Source organism: Cetobacterium somerae ATCC BAA-474, from assembly GCF_000479045.1.
Classification (GTDB): Bacteria; Fusobacteriota; Fusobacteriia; order Fusobacteriales; family Fusobacteriaceae; genus Cetobacterium_A; species Cetobacterium_A somerae.
The window spans coordinates 1-26,544 of the sequence record NZ_KI518203.1 but is presented as its reverse complement, the minus strand read 5'-3'; the positions used below and the strand labels follow the sequence as shown (position 1 = coordinate 26,544).

Here is a 26,544-nt window from a genome sequence, read left to right as displayed (position 1 = left end):
AATGAAATTTGATATAGATAAAGAAGAAGCTGAAATAGCCTTTAAAAAGGCTTTGAGAAAAACTAGATTTAATTTTTTTGATAGAGAAAATAGAAAAATAAAGGAATTTAGTGTAGTAGAAAAAGAGAATCAACTTTCTAATAAAATTTATTTAGGTGTAAAAGAAGTTCCCGTTGTAAAAATTGTTGGAACTGTTGAAAAAGCACAGGATTTTGATAAAGATTTTAATCCATTAAGAGAAGAGTCTAAAGGTAGGTGGAGTTCAGTTTATATAAAATATTTAGAAAGTGGAAGTTTACCACCAGTTATTTTATATAAAGTTAGAGAGGAATATTATGTATATGATGGAAATCATAGAATTTCTGTAGCTAAAAATTTAAATTTTCATTCAATAGAAGCAGAAGTCTATGAGTTTTTCTCTCAAAATAATGAAGAAATTGATAAACTCTCAAGAGAAAGATTTAGTTTTGAAAAAGAAAGTGGTTTAAGTAATATAGAATGTTCAAAAGTGGAGAATTATAAAGAGCTAAGAGAGGAAGTTAGGAAATTTTTAAATCTTTACTTTTTGGGAGAGGAAAATTTTGAGAAAGCAATTGTATGGTATCAAAGAGTTTTTACTCCAATTGTAAGTATATTAATTTCTAATTTTAAAAATTTAGAAAATGAAAATAATGGAGATATTTTTGTAGAATATTTAAAATATAAAAATACTTATAGATTAGGAAATAAATATCAAAGAGGTTATACAAATACATTAATTGATTATTTAAATAGAAATAAAATTTTATTATTAAAAGATTTAAAAACAGATATTAGTTTAGATAGTTTTTTAATAGATGACTTTAGAAAGCTTTATTATATTGATAAAATTATATTTTATACAGATGATACAAAGGGAAAAATAAAAGCTATTAGAGAATATTCTAAAAAGCAGTTTAGAAGAGAAACATTAATAATAGGAGAAATTGCTCTATTTAATCTAGTGAATGATATCCCAGGGTTTATTATAGGGATGCAAAGATGGTTTGAGCAAGTATATAATTTCTACAAGGAAGAGATTATATTAAAATCAAAACAATTAAGTTTAACTTTAGATGGATTAAATTTAGAAGAGATAGTTGAAGATTGCATAAGATATTCTAGATATTATAGAAAAAAAGAGGATAAATTATTAACGAAAAAAGAACTTATTTATAGCTATATTTTGGATATATATCTGCCTATTTTTATTATGTTTCAAGAGAATGAACTTGAAAAAAATAGAAATAAGCAATATTTAAAAATAAGTCAGAGTTATCTTTATTATACAAGGTATGGAGGATTAGATAACTTAAGAGAGTTTATAGAAAAAAATATAGTGAATAAAGAGGAATATAAAATAGGAGATTTTACTCTAAGTAAAAATATAAAGCTAGATTATAATTTAGATAAGGAGTTAGAAAGCTATTGGTCCTTAAAAGATTATGGAGGAACACAAAATTATGAAACTATCTATCGACTTAAAGAGTATATAAAGTTTTTAAATATAAAAACTCTAGAAGAAATAAATAAAAAATTTAAAGAGGATATAGAGAAATTAATAAAAAATAGAGAGATTTTAATTCAGTACAACAATAGTAGAGTCTTAAACGTTGTAAAAGGAAAATGGGAACAGTATACATTTATAGATTATTATGGAACATTAGTATAAAAAGGGAACTTAAAAAAGTTCCCTTTTTATATGGTTTAATCAATAACTATGAATAAAGACTTATCAACTTCAGCCCAATTATATACAAATTGAGCATGAGAAGCGGAAGACCTAACACACATGTGTGAAATAGGAAGAGACCCCAAAGAATTGCTGTATTCAATAATACTCGTTCTTGGAAGGTCTACAGGAAATCCATGAAAATAGCCACCACCAGAGAATCGTGTAGCATAAGGGGAATAACCACCAGGTTCAGATTCATTTCCAAATTTCATATAATCCATTCTTTTTAATTTGTTTTGAGTTACAAAAACTCCTAATGGAGTAGCATAACTATAGGGTAGCTTATCTTTGCCAGTAGTGATAGGATTTTTACTTCTTATTTTCCAAATGCCACCCACTCTTTCAAGAGTAACAACATTCTGGAAACTTCGGTTTATGATAATTATTTTATCAAATCTTTTAGTTGAAAGGGTCTCGATATATCTATTTGGAATATACCAGGTACCGTCAATATCTTTCACTTGAACTTTAGAAAAATTTCCATTTCGTGATAAAATTTTTACTAAACTACCATCCCAAGCATATCTTTCAGGTTGATTTAAATTACTTTCAGAATATAGGGGAATTCCTTGATTTCTTCGGACACCGTATATATCAGATTCTGGAGGAGATTTCATTTTTATAGCTGCTCCAGGTTTTCCATTTGCATTTTTATAATTTTTTAAAGATCCTAAATTATATTGATCATGAGTAAAATTATCTATATTATCCAATATATTAGATATTTTTGTCCAATCGTAACTTCTATGTTGAGTATAATTATCACCTATTTTTATTATATAGGTATCAGGTAAAGTATACTTATCATATAAAAGTTCTTTTTCAATAATTGCTGATTTAGAAAATGAAAATAATGTGAGTAGAAAAAAAACTGTGAATATTTTAAAATTGAAAATTTTTATCATAATACCTCACTCTCCTTATATATTTAAAACTATTTTACAAAATAATCTTCTACTCTCCTTCTATAAATTTAAATTAAAGGAAAAAAAATAAAAAAAAGAATAAAAAAATATAAATAAAAGTGGAGGTAAAGGAATGAGTATACAAACAACATGTAGTTTTTGTGCTACTGGATGTAATTTAGAGTTTGAAGTGGAAAATAATAATATATTGTCTTGCAAACCGGTAATAATACATCCAGTTAATAAAGGTTTAGCTTGTATAAAAGGAAGAAACATAGCTTATCAAAATTCAATGGAACATAGAATCAATTCGCCATTATTGAGGGATGAAGAAGGAAAAATGAATCCGATTTCTTGGGAAAAAGCATATGAAATTATTGCAGAAAAATTTATTGATATAAATAATAAATATGGAAGAGGATCTTTAGCTTTTTTAAGTACAGGTCAGATACCTTTAGAAGAGATGGCAATTTTAGGTTATATAGGAAGATTTGGATTAGGAATGGAAGGAGATGGAAACACAAGACTATGTATGGCAACAGCAGCAGTTTCTTATAATCAATCTTTTGGATTTGATGCTCCTTCATATTCTTGGAATGATTTAATGACAACAGAGTTAGCTATTTTTATAGGAGCAAATCCAGCTATTAGTCATCCAGTTCCATGGTGGAGATTAAGAAAAGAGAATAAAGATGCAGAAATAATAGTGATTGATCCTAGAAAAACAGAAACAGCAAAAATGGCTAACATGTGGATACCTGTAAAATTAAAAGGAGATTTATGTTTACTTTATACTTTAGCTAACTATTTAATTGAAAAAAACTACATAGATATAGAATTTGTGAGAAATAAAATAGAGAATTTTGATGAGTTTAAAAAATTTGTATCAGAATATACTTTAGATAAATTAGAAGATAGTTGTGGAATAAAAGATAATGTATTAATAGAATTAGCAGAAAAAATACATAATAAAAAAAAGGTGTCGTTTTGGTGGACGATGGGTGTAAATCAAAGTTATGAGGCTACAAGAACAGCAGAAGCAATAATAAATATTTGTTTTTTAATAAAAGCTATTGGAAAAGAAGGGTGTGGGCCCAACTCCTTAACTGGGCAATGTAATGCTATGGGTTCTAGACTTTATAGTGCAGAAACTTGTCTTTTTGCTGGAAGGAAATTTAATTCAGAAAATGATAGAAAAATAATAAGAGATATTTTAGAAATACAAGATGAGATAATTCCAACAAGAGCAACATTAGCATTTAATGAAATTATTGAAAAGGTAGAAACAAAAGATATTAAGGGACTTTGGATAATAGCAACTAATCCAATGGTATCTTATCCACACAATACACTTATGGAAAATTTTAATTCAAAAATTGATTTCCTAGTAGTACAAGACATATATTATGATACAGAAACAGCAAAAGAGGCAGATTTATTTTTACCGACAGCGACATCTCTAGAAAAAGAAGGAACTTTTATAAATACTGAGAGAAGACTTGGGGCAGTTCAAAAAGTGGTTGAACCTCCTGAAGGAATAAAAAGCGATTACGAAATAATACTAGAAATTGGAAAAGCTTTAGGGTTAAATGACAAATTAAAATTAGATAAATGGAAGACTCCTAAAGATGCTTTTAATTTGATGAAGGCTATATCTGAAGGGATGCCTTGTGATATAACAGGAGTTGAATATGACAATTTAAAAAATAGTAATGGAGTTCAATGGCCTTTAAGATATAAAGAAAATTTAGAAAATGATTATAGAATATTATTTGAAGATTATAATTTTTATACAGAAAATAAAAAAGGAAAATTTATATTTGAAACCCCACAAGAATATCCAGAGCTTCCAAATGAGCAGTATCCGTTTTATTTAATTACAGGAAGAGGAGGAGTAGGTCTTTGGCATACATTAACAAGAACAAGGAATATGCCAATAGTACAACATACATACCCAAAGGAGGACTATTTACTAATAAGTCAGCAAGATGCAGATAATTTGAAAGTAAAGGATGAAGATTTAGTTTTAGTATCATCTAAAAATGGAAATTGCAATATAAAAGTTAAAGTAAGTGATGAAGTAGTAGCAGGACAAGTTTTTATATCTATGCACTATAATGTGGCAAATAGACTAACAGATTCTCTGTATGATCCGTATTCAAAAGAGCCATCTTATAAATATGCAACAGTATCTATAAAGAAAATTTAAATTAGGAGGCTTTATGGCAGAAAATAGTTTAATAGAAAAATTAAAAAAGTATCCTTCAGGAGCCTCAGCTTTAGGACTAGGTATAGTTGGTTTAGGTTCAGCATGGGAGGGGTTAGGTTATAAGTATGGAGAATCTATATTTTTAGGTACAATTTTAATCTCTTTAGTTTTAGTTATTACTTATATTTCAAAAATTATATTTTGTTATAGTTCATTTTTAGATGATATACAAGATACTATGAGAGGAGCTGTTGTCACTTCGTTAGATATGGCAATTTTGATAATTTCAACATATGTATATAGATATAATCCAGAAATAGGAAGATTAATTTGGTTCATAGCTTCTTTAGTTCATCTTATTATTTGGTTTACATTTACATATTATAGAATTAAGTTAGGAAAACTTTTAGAGTTTCATTTTGGATGGTTTGTAACTTACGGAGGAATAATAACAGTAGCTGTAACTGCTAAAAATATGGGGTTTGATCCTTGGGCTAAATCATTTTGGTGGATAGGACTTATTTCAGTGATAGCATTGTTACCAATTATAATCATACGTGGAATAAGATTAGGATTTGAAAATAAATATAAAATTACTATTCCTGTTGTGGCTGCTCCGGTAAATCTTTTATTAGCTGGATATTTAAGTGGAATATTTGAAGTTAATCAAACGGTTGCCTGTTTATTAGCAATAGCAGCTTTCACAGGAACGTTTACAGCATGGATAGGAGTTCTTCGAGCTAAAACACTACCTTTTGCACCAACATTTGCAGCTTTTACATTCCCTCTAACGATAAGTGTCACTGCAGCAACTAGATTTGGTAAGTTATACCCCAGTTTTTCTTTTATAGCTTGGATTGAAATTATTATAACAACAATCTCTGTTTTATATACAATTTATAGATTTTCAGAATTTTATTTTTTTAAGAAAGATTAAAAGAGGATGACCTAAATTATATTAGGTCATCCTTTCTTATTATATCGATTAATTTTTCAAAAATATTATCGATGTCATTAATATCTATAATATCTAAATTTTCTCCATTCTCAATAAAATCTAAATCACTTACTAAAAATTTTAAATTATTTTTATTAGATTGACTAATATTAGACACTTCTTTTCGAATAACTTCTATTTTAGGATAAGAACTATTTTTAAAGCCTTCTAGAATTATGAAATCATAATTTTTGAAGAAGTCTAAGTAGAAATTCAAATCTTTTTCAATAGAATTTTCTAAAAACATATATTTACTTTTTGAAAAAATAAGTGTTCCTAATGCACCTGATTTTATATGTTTATCAGTATCTGAATCAAGATTATCCATTTGAAAATCATGACCATCATGTTTTATAGTTCCAACTTTAAAACCATTTTCTAGAAATTTTTTTAAAAGTTTTGTAATCAAAGTTGTTTTTCCAGAATTTTTAACCCCAGAAATTGCAAAAAAATTAGTTTTTTTATTTTTAATTAAGGAGTTGTAATCATCTGGAGTATTAATGTTTTTTAAGATGTTTTTATCATCAAAAATAGTATATTTTAAATCAATAAATTTAATATTAAGTTTATTCATTAGATTTAAAACTTTAAAATCGTCATTATCAATGGCATCTTTAATTATAGGAAGAGATTTTTTAGTGTAAATTCCAAGTAAAGGATGAATAAATCCATCTTTATCTCTAACTATAAAAGCGTCATGATAAGGTGAAACGAAACTAGTTATATATTCGATAAAATCTTTAGTTAGGTTCGGAACATCACATGGAACAGTAAAAATATAATCTAAGTCACTTTCTAAAATACCCTTATACAAACCAGATATAGGACCAATCTCTTTATAATCATCATCAATTCTAATAAAATTATCTGTAGAAATATCCTGTTCACTATTTAAGGATAGATAAATTTTACTAAAATCGCAAAAAAGATGGTTTAGTCGATTTAAAAAAGTTTCGTTGTTATATTCCAATAAAGCCTTATTGCAATAGTTCATTCGACTACCTTTTCCACCTGCTAAAATTAAAACATTAATATCTTTAATTTTAATCAATTAAAATCACCGTAACCTTATCTCCTTCGTTTAAACATGGTGTTCCTGGTAAAATTTCAACAATAGCATTTTTTCCAATAAGAGATGATATAGTTCCTGAAGAATGTTTTTGATCATTTAAATATATATACCCCTCTTTGAAGTATCCTCTAATAAAACGTCTTTTAGAAGATTTTTTATTAAATCCACCTTTAACTTCCGCTTCTACAATAGATGTATTTTTTATACTATTAGAGCTAAGTTTAGATAAAATTGGTCTTCCTAAAAGTTCAAAATTAACCAAAGATGCAAAAGGATTTCCAGAAAGAGAAAGTATTAATTTTCCATCTTTTTCAGATGCTAAAACAGGAGTTCCAGGTTGGATATTAATTTTCCAAAAAAGTCTATTAGCGTTAAGTTCTTTTATTACATCATGCATAATATCTTTTTTTCCAACAGATACACCCCCTGTAGTTATCAATAGATCTATATTTTTAAGTTCTTTGGATATAAAGTTTGAAACTAATGTTGAGTCATCACTCATTGGAGGATACATGACTCCCTCAACTCCTAAATATTTTAATTTACTAATAAGAGTGAAAAGATTACTATTATAAATCTTACCTTTTTCTAGAGTTTTTCCAGGCATAGTTAGTTCGCTTCCTAAACTTAAAACTCCAACTTTAGGTTTTTTTAAAACTTTAATAGTATTAATCCCTAAAGAGGCAAATACTCCAATATGATTATATGTAATTATTTCGCCTTTTTTTACCACAAGATCATTAACCTTTAAATCTTCACCTAAGAAGCAAAAGTTTTCAAATGGTTTAAGTTCTTTAGTAATATATAAAGCTTTAGTTTCTTCATTAAAAACTACATCTTCTTGCTTAATAACACAATTACATCCATCAGGGATAGGTGCTCCAGTCATTATTCTAAAAGCTTCTTTCGAAGAAAGTTTTTTATTACAGAAATCTCCTGCAAAAACTTCAGATATAACATTAAAAGTTACAGGATTCTCTTTAGTAGCTCCTATACTATCATTACTATTTAAAGTAAAACCATCTAGAGGAGAACGATTAAATGGAGGATTGTTCAAAGGGGAGAAGATATCTTCGGCTAAGACAAAACCTAAACTATCTAAAATATATTTTTCTTCAACAGTGTTTAAGGGTTGTATTTGTTTTAATAGAGTTTCAAGGGCGTACTCTAAGCTAATTTGCTCCATATTAATAACACCTCGCATAAATTTAATTAAATAATTTCTTTTTAATAATATAGCATAAAATATGGAAAAAAAGTATTTAAAAATTATGATATAATAGAATAAAAACTGGGGGAATAAAATATGGAGATAGATATATATAAGTTAGGTGAAAGATATAATTTAACAGAATCAGAAGAGTTAGCATTAAGTTATATAGTAAATAATATAGATAAAGCTTTGGAGATTGGTGTTAGAGGAGTGGCAAAAGAGTGTTTTGCATCAACTTCAGTAGTTATGAATCTATCCAAAAAATTAGGGTATAAGGGATTTATAGACATGGTTTACAGATTAGAATTAACTTTAAAATCAAGTTTAGAAAAAAAGAGTGTTACAGAAAATTATTGTTTGGATTTTTCTTTACAAAAAGGAATGAAGTTTAAAAACATTTTGAAAAGAAAAAAAAATAAACCAATTTTTGTTCATGGAGTGGGTTTTTCAAATCCTATTGCAAAATATATATCGGATAAATTAATGGTAATTGGCTATTTTTCTATGATGTCAGAATATATGGAGAATGTAGAAAGAGATTATGAAGAAAAACCTGTATTAATAGTAGTTTCAAAATCGGGAGAGACAGCAGCAATTTTAAATTTGTGCCAAAAGGCTAAATTAAAGGAAGTTCCTGTAATAGTTTTAACGGGAGTTAAGAATAGTAGTATGGAAGAGTTAGCTGAATTAAGTTTTGTAATAAAAAATAGTAATTTATTAGATGATAGAAATTTAGAAAAGAATGATTTCTTTGGAAATACTATATTATTTTTTGAAGAATTAGTAGAAGAATACTTAAAATAATAATGGAGGATTTATTCTTCCATTTTTTATTTAGATTAATTAAATTGACAAAATTAGAATAAATCATTATAATTAAATCAACTTTTAATTTGAAAATCAAATATTTTTAATTTTATATAAAAAATAGAGGGGGATGAGAGTGTTTAAAATAAGATATAAATCACATCACGATGTTAAGGATATAATTTTGTCTAAAAGTAAAAGAAAATTAAGATTACCACAGTCATATTGGGGATTGATGGAAAAGGAACCAGAAGATTTAGATGGTGGAATATATGTACATGTACCCTTTTGTGATAAAATTTGTTCATTTTGTAATATGAATAGGAAACAGTTAGATAATGATTTAGAGGATTATACAAAATTTTTAGTGAAAGAAATAAATAAGTATAGAAACAAAATTTATATACAGAAAAAGAAATTTTCAGTAATATTTTTTGGAGGAGGAACACCTACAATATTGAAGCCTCATCAGCTTGAAGTAGTTTTATCAACTTTAAGAGAGGTATTTCCTTTGAGAGAAGATTATGAATTTACATTTGAAACGACACTTCATAATTTAACTTGGGAAAAGTTAGAAGTTATGAAAAAGTATGGAGTTAATAGATTGAGTATAGGTATACAGACTTTTTCAAATAGAGGTAGAAAATTGCTGAATAGAACCTATGATCAAGACTTTGTAAAGAAAAGACTAAAAGAAATTAAAGCAAAGTTTCAAGGATTAGTTTGTTTAGATATTATATACAATTATTTAGATCAAAGTATTGAAGAAGTTAAAGAGGATGCTAGAATTGTATCAGAAATATCTCCTGATAGTGTAAGTTATTATTCTTTAATGATTCATGATGGATCTGAAATATCAAAAGATTTAAATTCTGGAGAGAAAAACTTTGATTATAAAACTGAACGAGATAAAGAATTGCATGATGCATTTTTAGATTTTTTACTAGAGAGTGGTTATAAAGTTTTAGAGCATACTAAATTAACAAAAGGAACAGATTCATATAAGTACATCAGAAATGTCCACAAATTAAAAGATTTAATTCCAATTGGAATAGGAGCAGGGGGAAGAGTTCAAAATATAGAGTTGTACCATTTAAATAGATTAGTTTCGTTTTATTCCTTAGATACAGAAGATGTGATGAAATTAAAGAAAATATCAGGTATCACCCAATATGAAGATGTTCAACTAGAAAAGTTAAGTAATATAGTGAAGGAAAAATATAATGAAATATATGAGGTTCTAAAAGAGTTAGAAAAAACTGGATATATATCTATAGATAGAGAAAAAAATCTTTATAGATATACAAAGAAAGGAATATTTTGGGGGAATAATATATCCGCACTCTTAGTTGAAAAATACCTTGAAAATAGATTATAAAAAATAGGCATAAGAATTCAAAAAATTCTTATGCCTATATTATTTTATTTAATTTGTTGAAGTGTTTTCAATATCATCTAAATCTGATTTTATTTTTTTAAGAAAATCGATTGTTCCCCAAAATAAAGGGAATTTTTTTGTAGGAATATTAGTAGTTATCTGGATATCGGTAGTATTCTCTTCTTGGGAAGTAGGTGGTAATGTAGCGCCAAGAGCTGAAAAAATAAATCCAAGAGAAAAACTTGTTAAAAAGATTCCTAAGATGGTTTCTAAAACACAAAGCAATCGTATATATGCATTTAAAGGAGAGATACTTCCAGAACCAACAGTTGTAAGACTTCCTAAACTAATATAAAGATGATTAAGGAAATTTTCTAAATTAAATGTAGAGGGTTTATCAACACCTATAAAAAGATTGTTTTGTGCCATTAGATTTAAAATATAATAGAAAGAACCAAAAGCTAATCCTAAGGTTATGTATGTTAAAAATGTTGTAAGAATATCTAATCCTTTAATTTGCCTTTTTTTATTTATAAGCATAATAAATTGTTTGGATACTATAATAATTATTAAAGACATTGATACCAAAATAGAAATAATATGTAAAAACTTAATAATAAAACTACCTAAAAATATATTTAAAAATATATAATCAATTCCACCTAAAATTGGAATTAATAAAATAAAATACAAAATTAAAAAAATAGAAAAAATAGTGTGGTTGCTCAAAAAAATTTTTAATTTAGGTCTAAAAAAGTATATAAAGGGATATATAATAAAAAACATAGATATTATCATTATAAAACTGCTAACAATAAATTCTCTAGATGAGTTTATTGTGTTCGAAGTATAAAGTTCCCAAGCTGTAAATAAAATTGAAAGAATTAAAGAAAAAGTACGTATTTGTTCTTTTTTTAAATCGTTAATATTTTTGATATTCTTTATGTTCTTGATATTCTCTATTAGTTTTGAGAAAAAATTTTTATAATTTATCATAATTTTAAGTATCCTCCAAAAAAATATTTTCTATTCAACACTTACCGAAAGATTTTTAATTTCCTTTAAAAATTATAGAAGAAATATTTGACAATTAGAACAAAGAGTAATAAACTTGAAAAGTAGAAAGAGATTAATAAATTAATTTAAAGGGGGAGAACAAATGTCAAAAGAAAAAAAAGATAACTTAATATTAAAATTAATTGTTGGAGTTATCATAGGATTAATTATTGGATTGTTTTCTAATGAACCGGTAATTGGAGTAATTCAAACTATTAAATTTATCTTAGGTCAAATTATTTCGTTTACAGTTCCATTGATTATTTTAGGGTTTATAGCACCTGCTATAACGAAAATGAAAGCTAATGCGAGTAAAATGTTAGTAGCTATGTTAATATTAGCATATCTATCATCACTAGGAGCAGCTATATTTTCAATGCTTTCAGGGTATATGATTATCCCAATGTTAAATATATTAACAGTAGTAGATGGTTTGAAAACACTACCACCAATGATATTTAAGTTAAATATACCACCAGTACTTTCTGTTATGTCAGCTTTAGTTTTAGCTTTATTTTTAGGATTAGCAATAGTATGGACAGATTCTAAAAAATTAGAAGCTGCTTTAGATGAGTTTAATAATGTTATTTTGTCAATAGTTTACAAGATTATAATTCCAATACTACCATTTTTTATAACAACAACTTTTGCAACACTTGCATATGAAGGTAGTATAACAAAACAACTACCAATATTCCTAAAAGTCGTTGTAATTGTTTTAGTAGGGCACTTTATATGGTTATCTATTTTATATACAATAGGTGGAGCTGTATCAAAGCAAAATCCATTAAATTTATTGAAGTTTTATGGACCGGCATATTTAACAGCTGTAGGAACGATGTCTTCAGCAGCAACTTTACCAGTAGCATTATCATGTGCTAAAAAATCAAAAAGTTTAGATGACGATATAGCTAACTTTGCAATTCCATTAGGAGCTACGGTTCATCTATGTGGATCAGTTTTAACAGAGGTTTTCTTTGTAATGACAGTTTCTCAAGTACTATATGGAACACTTCCTTCAGTAGGAACAATGGTATTATTTGTAGTTTTATTAGGTATATTTGCAATAGGTGCTCCTGGAGTTCCTGGAGGAACAGTTATGGCATCACTTGGAATAATATCATCAGTATTAGGATTTGATGATACTGGAATAGCTCTTATGCTAACAATATTTGCTTTACAAGATAGCTTTGGAACGGCTTGTAATGTTGTAGGAGATGGAGCTTTAGCACTGATATTAAATGGGATTTTTAAAAAAGATAAAAGTCTACAAAATTAAAAAAATAAAAAACTCTCCAGACTTGTAAAAGGAGAGTTTTTTTTATATAATATTCTAATCATTGTTTTGCGGAGGAGAGATGTATAAGAGTTATATATATGAGGATATAGAAAATAAACTTGAAGAATTTAAAGAGTTAGATAAGAATTTTTCTTTAGATAAAGATGGGTTGTATTATACTATAGAAAATAAAAATGAAATTATAGCATATATTTTATTAGAAAAAAACGAGAATAATTATAAGTTGAAAAGAATTTTTGTAAAAAAAGATGAAAGGTTTAAATCTTATGGAACAAAACTTTTACTTTTTATTATTAATAAAAAAATAAAAAAAGGAAATTTAATTGTAGGTAAAGATAATTCAATTTCAGATTTTTTAATAAAGATTGGGTTTAAAAAGAAAGAGGATGGAGAGTTTGTAATAGAGGATGTAGAAAATAAAGATTTTAGAAAAAAGGAAGGACAAAAAACAGTAATAGCATCCATATTTTGGAATATAATTTTAGCTACTACAAAAATAGGCTTTGGATATATAGGAAAATCAAGAGCATTATTAGCAGATGGATTTAATTCGCTTTCAGATGTTGTAACGTCTAGTGGTATTTTATTAGGAATTCATTTTAGTAATATACCGGAGGATGAATCACATCCTTTTGGACACGAAAAGATAGAAAGTGTAATTGGAGTAATAATGGGAATTTTTATGATACTTACAGCTTTTGAGTTAGGAAAGGGAGGAGTAGAAATTCTTTTTTCAGGCGAAAAAAGAGAAGTTCCTGAAATGTTAACAGTTTATTTTGCTTTATTTTCATCAGTTGTAAAATATTTTATGTATAAACAGAAAATAAGGGTAGGGTTAGAAACTGAAAACAGTGCTTTGATAGCAGATGCCAAAGATAGTAGAAATGATATATTTGCATCTCTTGGTGTAGTGTTAGGAATTTTATTATCTATTTATGTAAATCCAATATTCGATTTAATAATAAGTATATTGGTTGCTGTATTGATATTTAAAGAAGGAGTTAGTGTAATACTAGAAACGACAGATACTATTTTAGATAAACAAGATATGGAATTTATTGAAGAGATAAAAAAATATATATATGAAAATACAGATATAAAAAATGTTCATGATATTATGATGAGGAAATCTGGTGATAAAATATTTTTAGAGCTACATATAAGAGTTCCCAAAAATATGAGTGTTTATAATGCACATAAAATATCAGATGACTTAGAAAATTCTATAAAAGAGGATTTTCCGTTAGTAAAAAATGTTATTATTCATTTAGATTGTTTATTGAATTAAAAAAAGTCTGCTTAATTGCAGACTTTTTTTTATGCATCATCATATTTTTCAAAATCATTATGTTTTAACATTGTTTGCACCTTTTTTATATATGCACCCTTTAATTCAGAGTAACTAGTTAAGCCATGTGCAATCTTTTCTGGGGGCTCACCTGCGTGAACTTTAGTTCTAAGTGATTTGTAAGCGTTAACTCTAGAAAGAGTTAGAACAAAATCTTTAACAGAGTCTTTAATAGAGTCATACTCTTTGTAAGTACGATTTGTATGTTTATAAGCATTCATACCAAAAAGATTATTTTTCTCTTTAAAAACCTTTGATGTTCCCCAACCACTTTCAATAGCTGCTTGCGAAAGAATAAGTGATGTAGGGTATTTAATCATTCTTTTTTTAAGCTCAGACCAATTATAAGCTGAAACTTTATAAGAATTAAAAATTCTATCTAATTCTTTTTTTTCCTCAGAAGTATGAGAATTTTTTTTAGATAATGTTTCTATGATAGAAATATCTCTATCAATTTCTTTGTTTACAATTTCAATACTAGGCAGGAGCATTGAAATAAAAACTTCTTTTCTACTACGTACGCTTAATTTTTTTAAATCTAATCCATCTAAAGAGTAAACATGATTTCCAGTAGGTTTATTCTCTAAATCTTTTAATGTTTTTACTTCGATAGTTTTATATTTAATTTCGTGTGGGATATGAAAATCCCTATCAATAGAGAATGAAAAAGATGAATAAAGGAAAAAAATGAGCATACTAATAACTAATTTTTTTAACATAGCTTCTCCTTTATCAATATAATAATTTTAATATACGTTAGATTATACATGATGATACATTAAAAATCAATAAAAAATTTACACGGAGCTAAAGGTATAGTATAATAAAACGATATAAAATATTAAATCATGGTAGGAGAGGGCAATAGATGTTAGAGCAAAAAAAATCATTATTTTCAATAACAATTCCAATATTTTTAGAACTGTTATTAGTTACTGTAGTAGGAAATATTGATACCATAATGTTAGGAAGATTTAGTGATAAAGCTGTTGGAGCAGTTGGGGGAATGAGTCAAGTTTTGCTTATTCAAAATACAATTCTTAGTTTTATTTGTTTAGGAACAACAATTCTTATGTCTCAATATGTAGGTGCAAAAAATCATAAATCTACAAAGGAGGTAATAGCAGCTTCTTTAGTAATGAATGTGGTTATTGGTGCAGTTTTAGGATTAATATATTTAGTTGCATGGGAATGGATTTTAGTAAAGATAAAATTACCATTGAGTCTTAGAGAGATTGGTATGAATTATTTTAAATTAGTAGGTGGACTATGTATATTTCAAGCAATCTCTCTTACAAATGGAGCTATATTAAAAAGCTATGGAAATACAAAGCCTATGCTATTTGTAAATGTTGGAGTTAATTTATTAAATATTTTAGGAAATGGAATGTTTATTTTTGGGTGGCTAGGAGCACCAATTCTAGGTGTAACTGGCGTTGGATTATCCACAGTTTTTTCAAGATTTATAGGTGCGATAATTTCATTACTTGTAATGACAAATTATTGTAAATTTAAAATTGTAGAAGATTTGAAGAAATTTACTCATGAAAAAGTTAAGCAAATTTTATCTATTGGAATTCCTACAGCAGGAGAACATTTAACGTGGAGTTTAACACAAGTTATAATTTTAGCTATGGTAAATACAATGGGAACAATTGAGATTACAGCAAGAACATATTTAGCATTAATCTCTTCCTTTATTATGATTTTTTCCATTGCTTTAGGACATGGAACAGCAATACAAGTAGGGCAACTTGTGGGAGCAGGAGATAAAGATAGAGCGTATAATCAATGCATGAAAAGCTTAACACTATCTTTTATAGCCGCGGCATTAGTTTCAGTTATAGTTTATTTTTTAAGATTTCAAATAATGGAATTATTTACTAAAGATATGGAAGTTGTGAAAGCAACAGCGAAAGTATTTCCGTGGTTAATTTTTATAGAAACTGGAAGAACGTTTAATATTGTAGTTATAAATGCACTTCATGCAGCAGGAGATATAAAGTTCCCAATGATAATGGGGTGTATAGTTATGCTTGGAGTAGCTGCACCATTATCGTGGTTATTAGGAATAAGAATGGAATGGGCTTTGGTTGGAGTATGGATAGCTAATGGAACAGATGAATGGATAAGAGGTTTTGCAATGTTATGGCGTTGGAAAACTAAAAAATGGATGGCTAAAGGATTTGTTTAGAAATAAAAAAGCAGCTTACAAAATAATGTGAGCTGCTTTTTTTATTTAAATTAATAGCTTAAAATTCCAAATTTAACAAGTATCATAGCTATTGAATAGATAACAGGGAATGTAATAGCAGTTCTTAAAATAAAGAATTTAGCGACATCTAATATAGAGAATCCCATTTTCGAATTAACAAGAATCATACCAGTTTCACTTAGGAATATCAATTGTGCAAAAGAAAGAGTTCCAACTATAAATCTAGCTACTTCACTTGTTGTATTTTCAATAAATAAAGCAGGTAAATACATATCAGAGAAACCAACAATCATAGCAGGAGCCATTTGTGATGCTACTTCATGAGTAAATCCTAATCCTCTTAAAATAGGCATTAAAGGCATAGATAAAATATTGAAGAAATTAGTATTTTCTGCAATAACTAAACCAATAGATCCAACACACATAATAACAGGAATAAAAGTTACATAGATAACTAATACTTTAAAAAGAGAATCCACAACAATCTCTTTTTCAGATGCTTTTCCAGCTGTAGTAGTTGCTAAATGAAGAGCTTCAGCAAAACTTCTAGCTCCACTATCATCAACTTTATTACCTTCGTAGTATTCATTTTTGAATTTTTTTAAAGGTAATCTAGCGATTATAAATCCAGCAATTATAGTTGAAAAAGCAATAGTTCCATAAAATATCCAAAATATTTTAGAGAATTTTAATAAATCAGCAACAACAGCAGCAAAAGATATTCCTACTATTGAGAATGATGTTGCAATAATTGCAGCTTCTCTTTGAGTGTAATATCCTTTTTGGTATTGTTGGTCTGTAACTACAATTCCAATAGTTCCATCTCCAAGAAATGACGCAAGGGCATCGATAGCTGCATATCCAGGAACTTTAAATATTTTTCTCATAATTGGAGCAATTAAAGTTCCAATAAATTCAACTAATCCAAAAGATGTAAGAAGTGGCATAAGCATAACTCCTATAAAAAAAGTAACCATAAGAGGTGGAATCATATCTCCAGCCATTAATCCACCAGTGTTCTCATTACTTAAAAATTCAGGTGCAAGTCCAAGTGAGATTAAAATGAACATAAAAGAACCACCAATTCTTAAAATTCCACTTAATTTATCTGTAACGAATAAATCATTTAAGTATTGTTCTTTAAAATTCTTTTTGATAAATCCAAGAGTTGTTCCAGTAATAGTAATAACAGAACAAAACATTATTAAGAAATTAACCCAACTTGAAAAATTATTTAGAACAAAGTTTTTAAGGTGACCCATAATAATAGATGATTCACCACCAATTGTAATAGGAGCTAAGAATGCTAAAAGCCCTATGAAAGAATAAATACCAAATTTTAGTATTGCCATTATAAAAAACCTCCAGAAATTATAAAATTTCTGCCAAATAAAAAAACATACTTTAAATAAAAGTATGCCTGAATTGAGAACTTATATTATTAAGCGTATTACTATGGCAGCTTCGTAATACTTAATTCACAGGAACATGTCGTCATCGCCATCGGCCTTAGGCTCAAAACATATAAGTGAACTAACCTCTGTTTAAATTGTCAGTTAAGTATACATTAAATAAAAGAGATTGTAAAGAAAAAAATAAAATAAATAAAAAGGTTAAAATATAATTTTAAGTATTTATCTTTATAAATACAAAATGTGGAGGCGAGAAAGTTATGTATTCGAAAGATGATATGATTTTATGGTCAATGATAGGTTCGATGGTTATAAATGTTGGAAAAATAGATATTTTAGCTTTTTCACCTGAATATCTATTTAGAATTTTTAAAAAATCTAGTGAATTAGGAATAAATATATTAAATGGAAATTATAATGAAGCATTAGAGGTTATAAATATATTAAAAGATGGAGCAGAAAAAGAAAAAATAAAAATCTTTTTTAGTGATTTTAAGATGTTGAAAAACTTAAGAAAACAAATAGAGGAAGAGAAAAAAATAATGGATAAAGACAATATAAAGTTTATTACATATTTTTGTTCAAATTATCCTCAAAGATTGAGATTATGTAAAATACCGCCGTTTGTGTTGTATTATAAAGGGGAAGAAATAAATGCAAGCAGTTTGAATAATTCAATTTGTATAGTGGGCACAAGAAAACCTGAAGGTCGAAATATAGAGGAATTTACAGAAGAGGTCATAAAAAATATGAGGAGAGAATTAAAATACAATATAAGTGGATTAGCTATTGGTTGCGACTTTATTGGACATAAAATTACTTTAAAATATAATATAAAAAATATAGCTATATTAGGTCAAGGGTTAGGAAGTGAAATTTATCCAAAAGAACATTTAAGTTTAGCAAATGAAATTTTAGATAATGGTGGAACGATTTTATCTGAGATACCTCCTAGTTTAAAAGTAAGAGGAATATATCTTCTTCAAAGAAATAGAATTCAAGCTTATTTAACAGAAGAGCTATTAATTTTAGAAACTGGAAAAAAAGGTGGAACTATAACAACTTTAAAAGTGGCTTTTTCAGAAAAAAAGAGAGTTTATATTAGAAATATAAAAATAAATCAAACTATATTTAATATGAAAAATATATCTAAAGTTACGTTTATAAGTTCCTATTCTGATATAAATTTAATTAAAATTTTAACTTCTAAACCAAATACTCTTTTTACTTTTGAATTTTCTTGAGATATAATAAAGGAGAAATTAGAAGGAGGTATTTTAGATATGATTTTATTAGATGGAGCTATGGGAACAATAATTTCAAATATATATAAAATAGAGGATAAATGCAGAGAAAAATTAAATTGTACAAAACCCGAATTAATAAAAGAAATACATGAAAAATATGTAGAGGTAGGAGCGGATTGTTTAAAGGCAAATACTTTTAATTGTTCTAAAGAAGCTTTGAAAAATTATGGAGAAAACGAAGAGAAAGCTTATGAATATGCACTATTAGGAGGAAAGATTTGTAAAGAAATTGCTGACAAGTATAATAAAAAAAGTATTGGAACTTTTTGTTTGCCAGATAAAGATCAAATAGATGGAATTTTGGATAGTGATGTAGATATTATTATGATTGAAACGATTTATAACTTAGATAAAGGATTAGAGAGTTTAAAATTATTAAAAAAACAAATGGAAGACAAAAAGTTAGTAAAACCTGTTATGATTTCATTTGCAGTTGATAAAGATGGGAAACTTTATTCTGGTGAAAAACTTATAGATGTATATGAAAAATTTTTGAATAAATATATTATATCAATAGGAATCAATTGTAGTGAATTAACAAGAGAGATTATAGGAGTATTAAAAAAATTTAAAAAAGAAACAAATTTAAAGATATCATTTCATCCAAATTCTAATGGAGATATAGAAAAGTTTATAAAAGATATAAATGAATTACTAAAAGTAAATGTAGTTGATATTGTTGGTGGATGTTGTGGAACAGATTTTAATCATATAAAAATACTAAAAAAAACTTTAGAAAAGTTTTAAAATAAAATGGTGTACCTGACGAGAGTTGAACTCATGACCTACTCCTTAGGAGGGAGTTGCTCTATCCAACTGAGCTACAGATACACTTTATATTTTGAATGTAACATATAAAAAAATAAAAGTCAAGATAAAAAATAGCGATAAAAAAGAAGTTTTTTTACTTAGGAAAAAAACTTCTTTTTTAGTTTTTTCATATGCTTGACATTGGGTTTAATTATAAAGTATAATTAACAATATGTTTCATATAATTACAATTTTGGAGGGGTTTTATGAAAAGAGTTTCGGTTTTATTAGGAGCATTAGCTCTTACGACAATGGCATCAGCAGCACCAACAAAAATTGGAGTGACAGTTTATCGTTATGATGATAATTTTATGTCAACAGTTAGACAAAGAATTGAAGAGGTAGCAAAGAACGATAAAAATGTTGAAATTTTAATGAACGATTCACAAAATGACCAATCTAAGCAAAATGACCAAGTAGACGTTTTAATTGCTAAAGGGGTAGATGCATTAGCAATTAACTTAGTTGACCCAGCAGCAGCTTCAACAATAATCCAAAAAGCTAAAGCTGAAGATATTCCAGTTGTATTTTATAATAAAGAACCGTCTAAAGCAGATATGGAAAGTTATGATAAAGCTTACTATGTAGGAACAGATTCAAAAGAATCGGGAGTTATTCAAGGGGAAGTAATAGCTAAACATTGGGCAGCAAATCCAGCTTGGGATTTAAATAAAGATGGAGTATTACAATATGTTCTTTTAAAAGGAGAGCCTGGACATCCAGACGCAGAAGCTAGAACAACATATGTAACACAAACTTTAAATGAAAAAGGAATAAAAACACAAGAATTACATATGGATACTGGAATGTGGGATGCTGCTATGGCAAAAGATAAAATGGAAGCATGGTTATCAGGTCCAAATGGTGAAAAAATAGAGGTTGTAATTGCAAATAATGATGGAATGGCAATGGGAGCTGTTGAAGCATTAAAAGCTAATGGAAAAGCAAAAACTCCTGTATTTGGAGTAGATGCTTTAGCTGAAGTTTTAGTTATGGTTGAAAACGGAGATGTTGCAGGAACAGTACTTAATGATGGAATGAACCAAGGTCAAGCAACATACGAAATTGCAAAAAATTTAGCTGAAGGGAAAAAACCTACAGAAGGAACAAAATGGGAATTAAAAGATAAAGTATTAAGAGTACCTTATGTAGGAGTAGATAAAGACAATTTAAAAGATTTTAAAAAGTAGTGTGTAGGGGAGGTATGAGCCTCCCTTTCTTTATAAAATATTTAGATTTTAAGGAGTGGGTATGGAAAAATATTTACTAGAAATGACAGAAGTATCAAAGTCTTTTCCCGGAGTAAAAGCTCTAGATAAGGTAAATTTAAAAATAAGACCTCATACAGTTCATGCTTTAATGGGAGAAAATGGAGCTGGGAAGTCAACTTTAATGAAATGTTTATTTGGAATTTATTCAAGAGATGAGGGGAAAGTTTTCTTAGATGGAAAAGAAGTTAATTTTATTTCAGCTAAAGATGCTTTAGAAAATGGTGTATCAATGGTTCACCAAGAACTAAATCAAGTTTTACAAAGAACTGTAATGGACAATGTTTGGTTAGGGAGGTATCCTTTAAAAGGAATATTTGTAGATCATAAAAAGATGTATGAAGATACAAAGAAAATATTTAAAGAGTTGGAAATTGATGTAGATCCAAAAGCGAAAGTTTCAACATTATCTGTATCACAGATGCAAATGGTTGAGATAGCAAAGGCCTTTTCATATAATTCTAAAATAATAGTAATGGATGAGCCTACATCCTCTCTAACAGAAAAGGAAGTTGGACATCTTTTTAAGATTATCAAAAAGCTTACAGATAGAGGTTGTGGTGTTGTATATATATCTCATAAAATGGAAGAAATAAAAGAGATTTGTGATGATATAACAATACTAAGAGATGGACAGTGGGTTACTACAACTAGTTTAGATGGGTTATCAACTGATGAGATAATAAGTATGATGGTTGGAAGATCTTTAACTCAAAGATTTCCTGAAAAAACAAATGTTCCTCAAGAAGTGGTACTTCAAGTAGAAAACTTAACAGCTAAGAATCAACCATCTATAAAAGATATAACTTTTGAATTGAAAAAAGGAGAAATCCTTGGAGTAGCAGGATTAGTTGGATCTAAAAGAACAGATATAGTTGAAACTATATTTGGAATTAGAGAAAGAGAAAGTGGAAAAGTAATAATAAATGGAAAAGAAATAGAAAATAAAACTAGTTTAGAAGCTATAAAAAATGGTTTTGCACTTGTAACAGAAGAGAGAAGAGCTACAGGTATTTTTCCTCAGTTAAATATTGAATTTAATTCGTTAATATCTAATATGACTAATTACGAAGGAAAAAATAAAATTTTGAACTCTTCTAAAATGTATGGAGATACAAAATGGGTTATTGATTCAATGAGGGTAAAGACACCGAATCAAAAAACTCCTATAGGAAATTTATCAGGTGGAAACCAACAAAAAGTAATAATAGGAAGATGGCTTTTAACTAGTCCGGATATACTGATGTTAGATGAACCAACAAGAGGGATAGATGTAGGAGCTAAATATGAAATTTATCAGTTAATGCTAGACTTGGCAAATAAAGGAAAAGGAATAATTATGATTTCTTCTGAAATGCCAGAGCTTTTAGGGGTTACAGATAGAATATTAGTTATGAGTAATGGAAAAGTAGCTGGAATTGTAAATACTCATGAAACAAGTCAAGAAGAGATTTTAAAATTAGCATCATTATATTTATAAGTTATGGGAGGACAAAATGGAATTTTTTAAAGGTAAAGATACAAAAAAACTTCTATTGGATGGAGGATTATATTTAGTATTATTGATACTTATAGCAGGAATAATTATAAAAGAACCATCTTTTCTAAGTTTTAGAAATATGAGGAATATATTAACTCAATCATCAGTTAGAACAATATTAGCTTTAGGGGTAGCAGGAATAATAGTTACTCAGGGAACAGATTTATCTGTAGGAAGACAAGTAGGGTTATCAGCAGTAATTTCGGCGACATTATTACAGGCAATGACTAATGTAAATAAAGTATTTCCTAATCTAGATACATTACCAATTCCAGCTGTTATAGTTATAATAGGAATTATTGGAGCATTTGTTGGATTTTTAAATGGATTTGTTGTAGCATACTTAAATGTAACTCCATTTGTTGCAACGCTAGGTTCGATGATTATAATCTATGGTGCAAACTCTTTATATTATGATTATGTTGGAGCTTCACCAATAGCAGGATTCTCAAAGAGTTTTACTAATTTTGCTCAAGGCTATTTCACAATAGCAGGATTTAGATTTAACTATCTGATTATTTATGCAGCATTAGCAGTATTGTTTATATGGATTTTATGGAATAAAACAACTTTTGGAAAAAATTTATTTGCAGTAGGAGGAAATCCTGAAGCGGCTAAGGTATCAGGAGTAAATGTAAAAAAGACATTAGTGCTAGTTTATACATTATCTGGAATATTCTATGCTTTTGGTGGAATGTTAGAGGCTGGAAGAGTAGGAAGTGCTACAAATAACCTTGGAAATATGTATGAGATGGATGCTATAGCAGCTTGTGTTGTAGGGGGAGTTTCGTTTTCAGGAGGAGTAGGAACAGTTCCAGGAGTATTAATAGGGGTTATAATTTTTACTGTAATAAACTATGGATTAACTTTTATAGGAGTAAATCCATATTGGCAATATATAATAAAAGGATTAATAATAGTTATGGCAGTTGCATTAGATACATTAAAATATGTAAAGAAAAAATAGAAATAATAAAAAGAATCTAGAGGTATACTCCTCTAGATTCTTTTTTAATCTATATATTTGATGGTTTCTTTTAACTCTAAACTTTTTTTTATATTAATGATTCTTTGATTTTTACTACCACGCCATTTAAGATTTAAATCTTTTTCTTCTATTCGAAACTTTCCATCGACTAAAATATCACATAATTCTATAAGAGACAATAACTTTGGGCTTTCAATAATAGCTTCCCAAGTAAAACCTGACCAAATCCAGATATCTTTTTCAGGAAAAAGATTTTTAAATTTCTTTATAAAAGACACAAGAGGATCTATATTACTGATATAAGTAGGGTCTCCTCCTAATAAAGATAATCCTTTTATACTTTTATCATATTTTTTAAAATAGTTTAAAATATCATTTTCAGTTTCTTCAGTAAATAGAGAACCATAATTTGGATCCCAAGTATCAGAATTAAAACAATCTTTACAATAGTGTGAACAACCACTTACAAAAAGACTAACTCTAATACCTTCCCCGTTAATCATATCTGTATATTTAATACCAGAATAATTCATAATCAATCTCCCATCATTTTACATATGTTTAACTCTATTTATAACCTCTTTTTGTTTTCCTTTATTGAAAGGTCTAGAATCAGGTTGAGCTAAGTAACCACATACTCTTCTTATAACATTCATTTTAGTAGAATCATGATTTCCACATTGTGGGCATTCAAATCCTCTTTCTGTTGCTAAAAATTCTCCATTAAAGTTACAGATGTGACATTTATCAACTGGTTGATTAATTCCCATATAGTGAATCCCAATTGATTGAGCATATCTTAAAACTTGATATACAGCTTCAAGGTTTTTCTTTAAAGAATCAGTTTCAATGTAACTGATATGTCCACCAGCTGCTAAAGTATGTCCAGGAGCCTCTAATCTCAATTTCTCAAAAGGATTTATTTTAATTTTAGAAGAAACGTGGAAAGAGTTATCGTAATATTCTTTATCAGTGATTCCTTCAATTGGACCAAACTCTTTTAAATCTATTTGGGCAAATCTATCACAAAGAGATTCAGAAGGTGTAGAATAAAGAGCGAATCCTAATTTTGTTTCATCTTTAAATTCTTTAACTTTTTTAGAAATATATTCTAAAATTTTAAATGTTTTATCATATGATTCTTCATCTAAGGCAAAGTTTTTACCATATATAAGCTCAGAAACTTCGCTAAGACCAATATAACCAATAGATACGGTAGCATATCCGCCCCAGATTAAATCTTTGATTGTTTCTTTAGCTTGTTTCTCAGAAAGAGCACCGGCCATCCAAAGAATTGGAGCAATTTCTGCAGGAGTATTTTCTAAATATTTAGCTCTGAATATACTATTTTCTTTACAAAGGTTTAAAATTTCATCTAATTCTTTATAGAATCCAGCTTCGTTACCTCTATTTTTTATAGCGATTTTAGGTAAGTTAATTGTAGTAGCTCCAATATTAAATCTACCTGAGTATTTTTCATTTCCGTTTTCGTCCCACCAAGGAGATAGGAACGCTCTACATCCCATAGGATAAACAACAGTACCGTTTTTAACTTGTTCTGGTGTAACGAATAAGATATCAGGATAAACAGATTTTGTCATACATTCAAAAGCAAGTTGAGATATATCCCAGTTTGGATCTTCAGGATTGAAGTTTAATCCATCGCAAACAGCATAAACGATTTTAGGGAATATAGCAGTCTCTTTTTTTGCTCCAAATCCTTCCATTCTAGTTTTGAACACAAATTTTTGAACTAATTTACCTTCCCAAGATGTTTCAGTTCCTATTCCTATAGTAGTAAAAGGAGTTTGACCATTAACTGTAGATAAACTATTGATTTCATATTCTAAACCTTGCATAGACTGTTTTACAGACTCCTCAGTCATATCTACAGTATAATCAAAAGCGTTTGGATATTTTGCTTTTAAAGATTCATTAGAGTAGTTGATATCAGTTGTAGAAAGAATTGAATCGATTTCACTTTGAGTTAATCTTTCTATATACTTTAATCCTTTTGCAAAATGTTTTTTAAATGTTTTAACAATATATGGAACTAATGCTCTGTCAAGGTAAGGAATAGAGCATCCACCATAAGTATTCGAAGAAACAGAAGCGATAATTTGTACAATATGTCCAACTGCAACTTCAACAGAGTTAGGTTCTAACATTTTAGCATTACCGATATTGCATCCACCTTTTAACATTTGTTCAATATTAACTAACTCACAATTTGTTTCTCTAAAAAGAAGGTAATCTAAATCATGTATGTGTATTCTTCCACTTTCATGAGCTTCTTTTAAGTGTTTTGGTAGAATTCTATTTAAATAATAATCTTTCGATGAAATACCAGCTAATAAATCTCTTTGTACAGAGATTGTTTTTCCATCTTTATTAGCATTTTCATTTAACATATCTTCGTTAGATGCGTCGATTAATTCACCAATTTTTTTATATATAACCTGTTCTTTTTTTCTTAGCTCATTTTTAACAGTACGATATTCTTGATAAGAAAGTGCAATATCTTTTTCAGAAGATCCCATAAGTTTTTTTACAACAATATCCTGGATTTCCTCAACATGCATCTTAGGAGTATCAAGATTTTCTATTTGAGACGCTATTTTCTCAATAAGATCGGTATTAACTAATTTTTCTTTTTGATTAAAAGCCATAGTAATAGCTCTAACAATTCTACTTTTATCAAAGTTTACAGTTGATCCATCTCTTTTAATAACTTCTTTCAAAGAAATCACCCCATTTTTATTTTTTTCTTCAATTATTATACACATTTTTATATAATTCTACAAATGTGTAAAAAAGTAAAAATGATTAAAAAAATGGTTAAAAAAAAATATTTGACAGAAAAATATAGAGTTACTAAAGCAAAATGAAGTTAAAAAAATAATCAAATTAAAAAAAATAGAGCAAAAAAAATTCATAGAAAAAAATAAAAAACACAATATATATTG

The 26,544-nt window shown here is 27.7% G+C and carries 21 protein-coding genes and 1 tRNA gene; 13 read left to right on the top strand and 9 right to left on the bottom strand.

Annotated elements, in window-relative coordinates; all coding sequences use genetic code 11:
* Window position 1: 1 nt before the first annotated feature.
* Entirely contained in the window at window positions 2-1,690 is a 1,689-nt protein-coding gene (locus HMPREF0202_RS14855) for a ParB N-terminal domain-containing protein (protein WP_023049670.1), read from the top strand.
* A 35-nt stretch (window positions 1,691-1,725) separates the two neighbouring features.
* On the opposite strand, the gene HMPREF0202_RS12160 is transcribed toward HMPREF0202_RS14855, so the two are convergent.
* The gene (locus tag HMPREF0202_RS12160; RefSeq protein ID WP_023049669.1) at window positions 1,726-2,658 is read right to left on the bottom strand and encodes a L,D-transpeptidase; all 933 of its coding nucleotides are present in this window, start codon (window positions 2,656-2,658) and stop codon (window positions 1,726-1,728) included.
* 133 nt (window positions 2,659-2,791) lie between these two features.
* On the opposite strand from HMPREF0202_RS12160, the gene HMPREF0202_RS12155 reads away from it, so the two are divergent.
* Window positions 2,792-4,867: a molybdopterin oxidoreductase family protein gene (locus HMPREF0202_RS12155; protein WP_023049668.1), complete on the top strand. Its 2,076-nt coding sequence runs from the start codon at window positions 2,792-2,794 to the stop codon at window positions 4,865-4,867.
* 13 nt (window positions 4,868-4,880) lie between these two features.
* Window positions 4,881-5,804, top strand: a complete 924-nt coding sequence (locus HMPREF0202_RS12150; RefSeq protein WP_023049667.1) for an SLAC1 family transporter — start codon at window positions 4,881-4,883, stop codon at window positions 5,802-5,804.
* Window positions 5,805-5,820: 16 nt separating this feature from the next.
* Here HMPREF0202_RS12150 and mobB read toward each other — a convergent pair whose 3' ends face one another.
* A complete protein-coding gene (gene mobB / locus HMPREF0202_RS15005; RefSeq protein ID WP_023049666.1) occupies window positions 5,821-6,915 on the bottom strand; it encodes a molybdopterin-guanine dinucleotide biosynthesis protein B in 1,095 nt (364 codons plus the stop codon).
* Window positions 6,908-8,122, bottom strand: coding sequence for a molybdopterin molybdotransferase MoeA (locus tag HMPREF0202_RS12140; RefSeq protein ID WP_040407453.1), 1,215 nt, complete (start codon window positions 8,120-8,122; stop codon window positions 6,908-6,910). The genes mobB and HMPREF0202_RS12140 overlap by 8 nt, the downstream gene beginning before the upstream one ends.
* Window positions 8,123-8,242: 120 nt before the next feature.
* On the opposite strand from HMPREF0202_RS12140, the gene HMPREF0202_RS12135 reads away from it, so the two are divergent.
* Together HMPREF0202_RS12135 and HMPREF0202_RS12130 are read left to right on the top strand one after the other, a co-directional pair.
* The gene (locus tag HMPREF0202_RS12135; protein WP_023049664.1) at window positions 8,243-8,953 is read left to right on the top strand and encodes a MurR/RpiR family transcriptional regulator; all 711 of its coding nucleotides are present in this window, start codon (window positions 8,243-8,245) and stop codon (window positions 8,951-8,953) included.
* 139 nt (window positions 8,954-9,092) lie between these two features.
* Window positions 9,093-10,334: a coproporphyrinogen-III oxidase family protein gene (locus tag HMPREF0202_RS12130; RefSeq protein ID WP_040407451.1), complete on the top strand. Its 1,242-nt coding sequence runs from the start codon at window positions 9,093-9,095 to the stop codon at window positions 10,332-10,334.
* Window positions 10,335-10,382: 48 nt separating this feature from the next.
* On the opposite strand, the gene HMPREF0202_RS12125 is transcribed toward HMPREF0202_RS12130, so the two are convergent.
* Window positions 10,383-11,027, bottom strand: a complete 645-nt coding sequence (locus tag HMPREF0202_RS12125; protein WP_211231179.1) for a potassium channel family protein — start codon at window positions 11,025-11,027, stop codon at window positions 10,383-10,385.
* A gap of 466 nt (window positions 11,028-11,493) precedes the next feature.
* On the opposite strand from HMPREF0202_RS12125, the gene HMPREF0202_RS12120 reads away from it, so the two are divergent.
* Both HMPREF0202_RS12120 and HMPREF0202_RS12115 read left to right on the top strand, forming a co-directional pair.
* Complete coding sequence (locus HMPREF0202_RS12120) at window positions 11,494-12,669, top strand: dicarboxylate/amino acid:cation symporter (protein ID WP_023049661.1); 1,176 nt, start codon at window positions 11,494-11,496, stop codon at window positions 12,667-12,669.
* Between the two features lie 79 nt (window positions 12,670-12,748).
* Window positions 12,749-13,978 carry a GNAT family N-acetyltransferase gene (locus HMPREF0202_RS12115; protein WP_023049660.1) on the top strand — a complete coding sequence of 410 codons (1,230 nt, stop codon included), beginning with the start codon at window positions 12,749-12,751 and terminating at the stop codon, window positions 13,976-13,978.
* A 29-nt stretch (window positions 13,979-14,007) separates the two neighbouring features.
* Here the strand turns inward: HMPREF0202_RS12115 and HMPREF0202_RS12110 are convergent, their stop codons facing one another.
* On the bottom strand, window positions 14,008-14,757 hold the full coding sequence (locus HMPREF0202_RS12110) for a glucosaminidase domain-containing protein (protein ID WP_023049659.1): 750 nt from the start codon (window positions 14,755-14,757) through the stop codon (window positions 14,008-14,010).
* Window positions 14,758-14,906: 149 nt separating this feature from the next.
* Here HMPREF0202_RS12110 and HMPREF0202_RS12105 point away from each other — a divergent pair, with 149 nt between their 5' ends.
* Window positions 14,907-16,232 (top strand): MATE family efflux transporter, encoded by a 1,326-nt coding sequence (locus HMPREF0202_RS12105; protein ID WP_023049658.1) that lies wholly within the window; start codon window positions 14,907-14,909, stop codon window positions 16,230-16,232.
* A 50-nt stretch (window positions 16,233-16,282) separates the two neighbouring features.
* Here HMPREF0202_RS12105 and HMPREF0202_RS12100 read toward each other — a convergent pair whose 3' ends face one another.
* Window positions 16,283-17,605, bottom strand: coding sequence for a YjiH family protein (locus HMPREF0202_RS12100; RefSeq protein WP_023049657.1), 1,323 nt, complete (start codon window positions 17,603-17,605; stop codon window positions 16,283-16,285).
* 320 nt (window positions 17,606-17,925) lie between these two features.
* Between HMPREF0202_RS12100 and HMPREF0202_RS12095 the strand changes: the two genes are divergently transcribed.
* Window positions 17,926-18,909 (top strand): DNA processing protein DprA, encoded by a 984-nt coding sequence (locus HMPREF0202_RS12095; protein WP_023049656.1) that lies wholly within the window; start codon window positions 17,926-17,928, stop codon window positions 18,907-18,909.
* Between the two features lie 39 nt (window positions 18,910-18,948).
* Complete coding sequence (locus tag HMPREF0202_RS12090; RefSeq protein WP_023049655.1) at window positions 18,949-19,719, top strand: homocysteine S-methyltransferase family protein; 771 nt, start codon at window positions 18,949-18,951, stop codon at window positions 19,717-19,719.
* A 7-nt stretch (window positions 19,720-19,726) separates the two neighbouring features.
* Here HMPREF0202_RS12090 and HMPREF0202_RS12085 read toward each other — a convergent pair.
* Window positions 19,727-19,803 (bottom strand) — tRNA-Arg (locus HMPREF0202_RS12085).
* A gap of 185 nt (window positions 19,804-19,988) precedes the next feature.
* On the opposite strand from HMPREF0202_RS12085, the gene mglB reads away from it, so the two are divergent.
* The 3 genes from mglB (at window position 19,989) to mglC (ending at window position 23,557) form a co-directional block, all read left to right on the top strand.
* Window positions 19,989-20,972: a galactose/glucose ABC transporter substrate-binding protein MglB gene (gene mglB, locus HMPREF0202_RS12080; RefSeq protein WP_023049654.1), complete on the top strand. Its 984-nt coding sequence runs from the start codon at window positions 19,989-19,991 to the stop codon at window positions 20,970-20,972.
* Window positions 20,973-21,033: 61 nt separating this feature from the next.
* Window positions 21,034-22,530 (top strand): galactose/methyl galactoside ABC transporter ATP-binding protein MglA, encoded by a 1,497-nt coding sequence (mglA, locus tag HMPREF0202_RS12075; protein WP_040407449.1) that lies wholly within the window; start codon window positions 21,034-21,036, stop codon window positions 22,528-22,530.
* A 16-nt stretch (window positions 22,531-22,546) separates the two neighbouring features.
* Complete coding sequence (gene mglC, locus HMPREF0202_RS12070) at window positions 22,547-23,557, top strand: galactose/methyl galactoside ABC transporter permease MglC (protein ID WP_023049652.1); 1,011 nt, start codon at window positions 22,547-22,549, stop codon at window positions 23,555-23,557.
* Between the two features lie 44 nt (window positions 23,558-23,601).
* Here the strand turns inward: mglC and nrdG are convergent, their stop codons facing one another.
* Together nrdG and nrdD are read right to left on the bottom strand one after the other, a co-directional pair.
* Window positions 23,602-24,111, bottom strand: coding sequence for an anaerobic ribonucleoside-triphosphate reductase activating protein (gene nrdG / locus HMPREF0202_RS12065; RefSeq protein ID WP_023049651.1), 510 nt, complete (start codon window positions 24,109-24,111; stop codon window positions 23,602-23,604).
* Between the two features lie 18 nt (window positions 24,112-24,129).
* Window positions 24,130-26,319, bottom strand: coding sequence for an anaerobic ribonucleoside-triphosphate reductase (gene nrdD / locus HMPREF0202_RS12060; RefSeq protein WP_040407446.1), 2,190 nt, complete (start codon window positions 26,317-26,319; stop codon window positions 24,130-24,132).
* Window positions 26,320-26,544 lie beyond the last annotated feature (225 nt).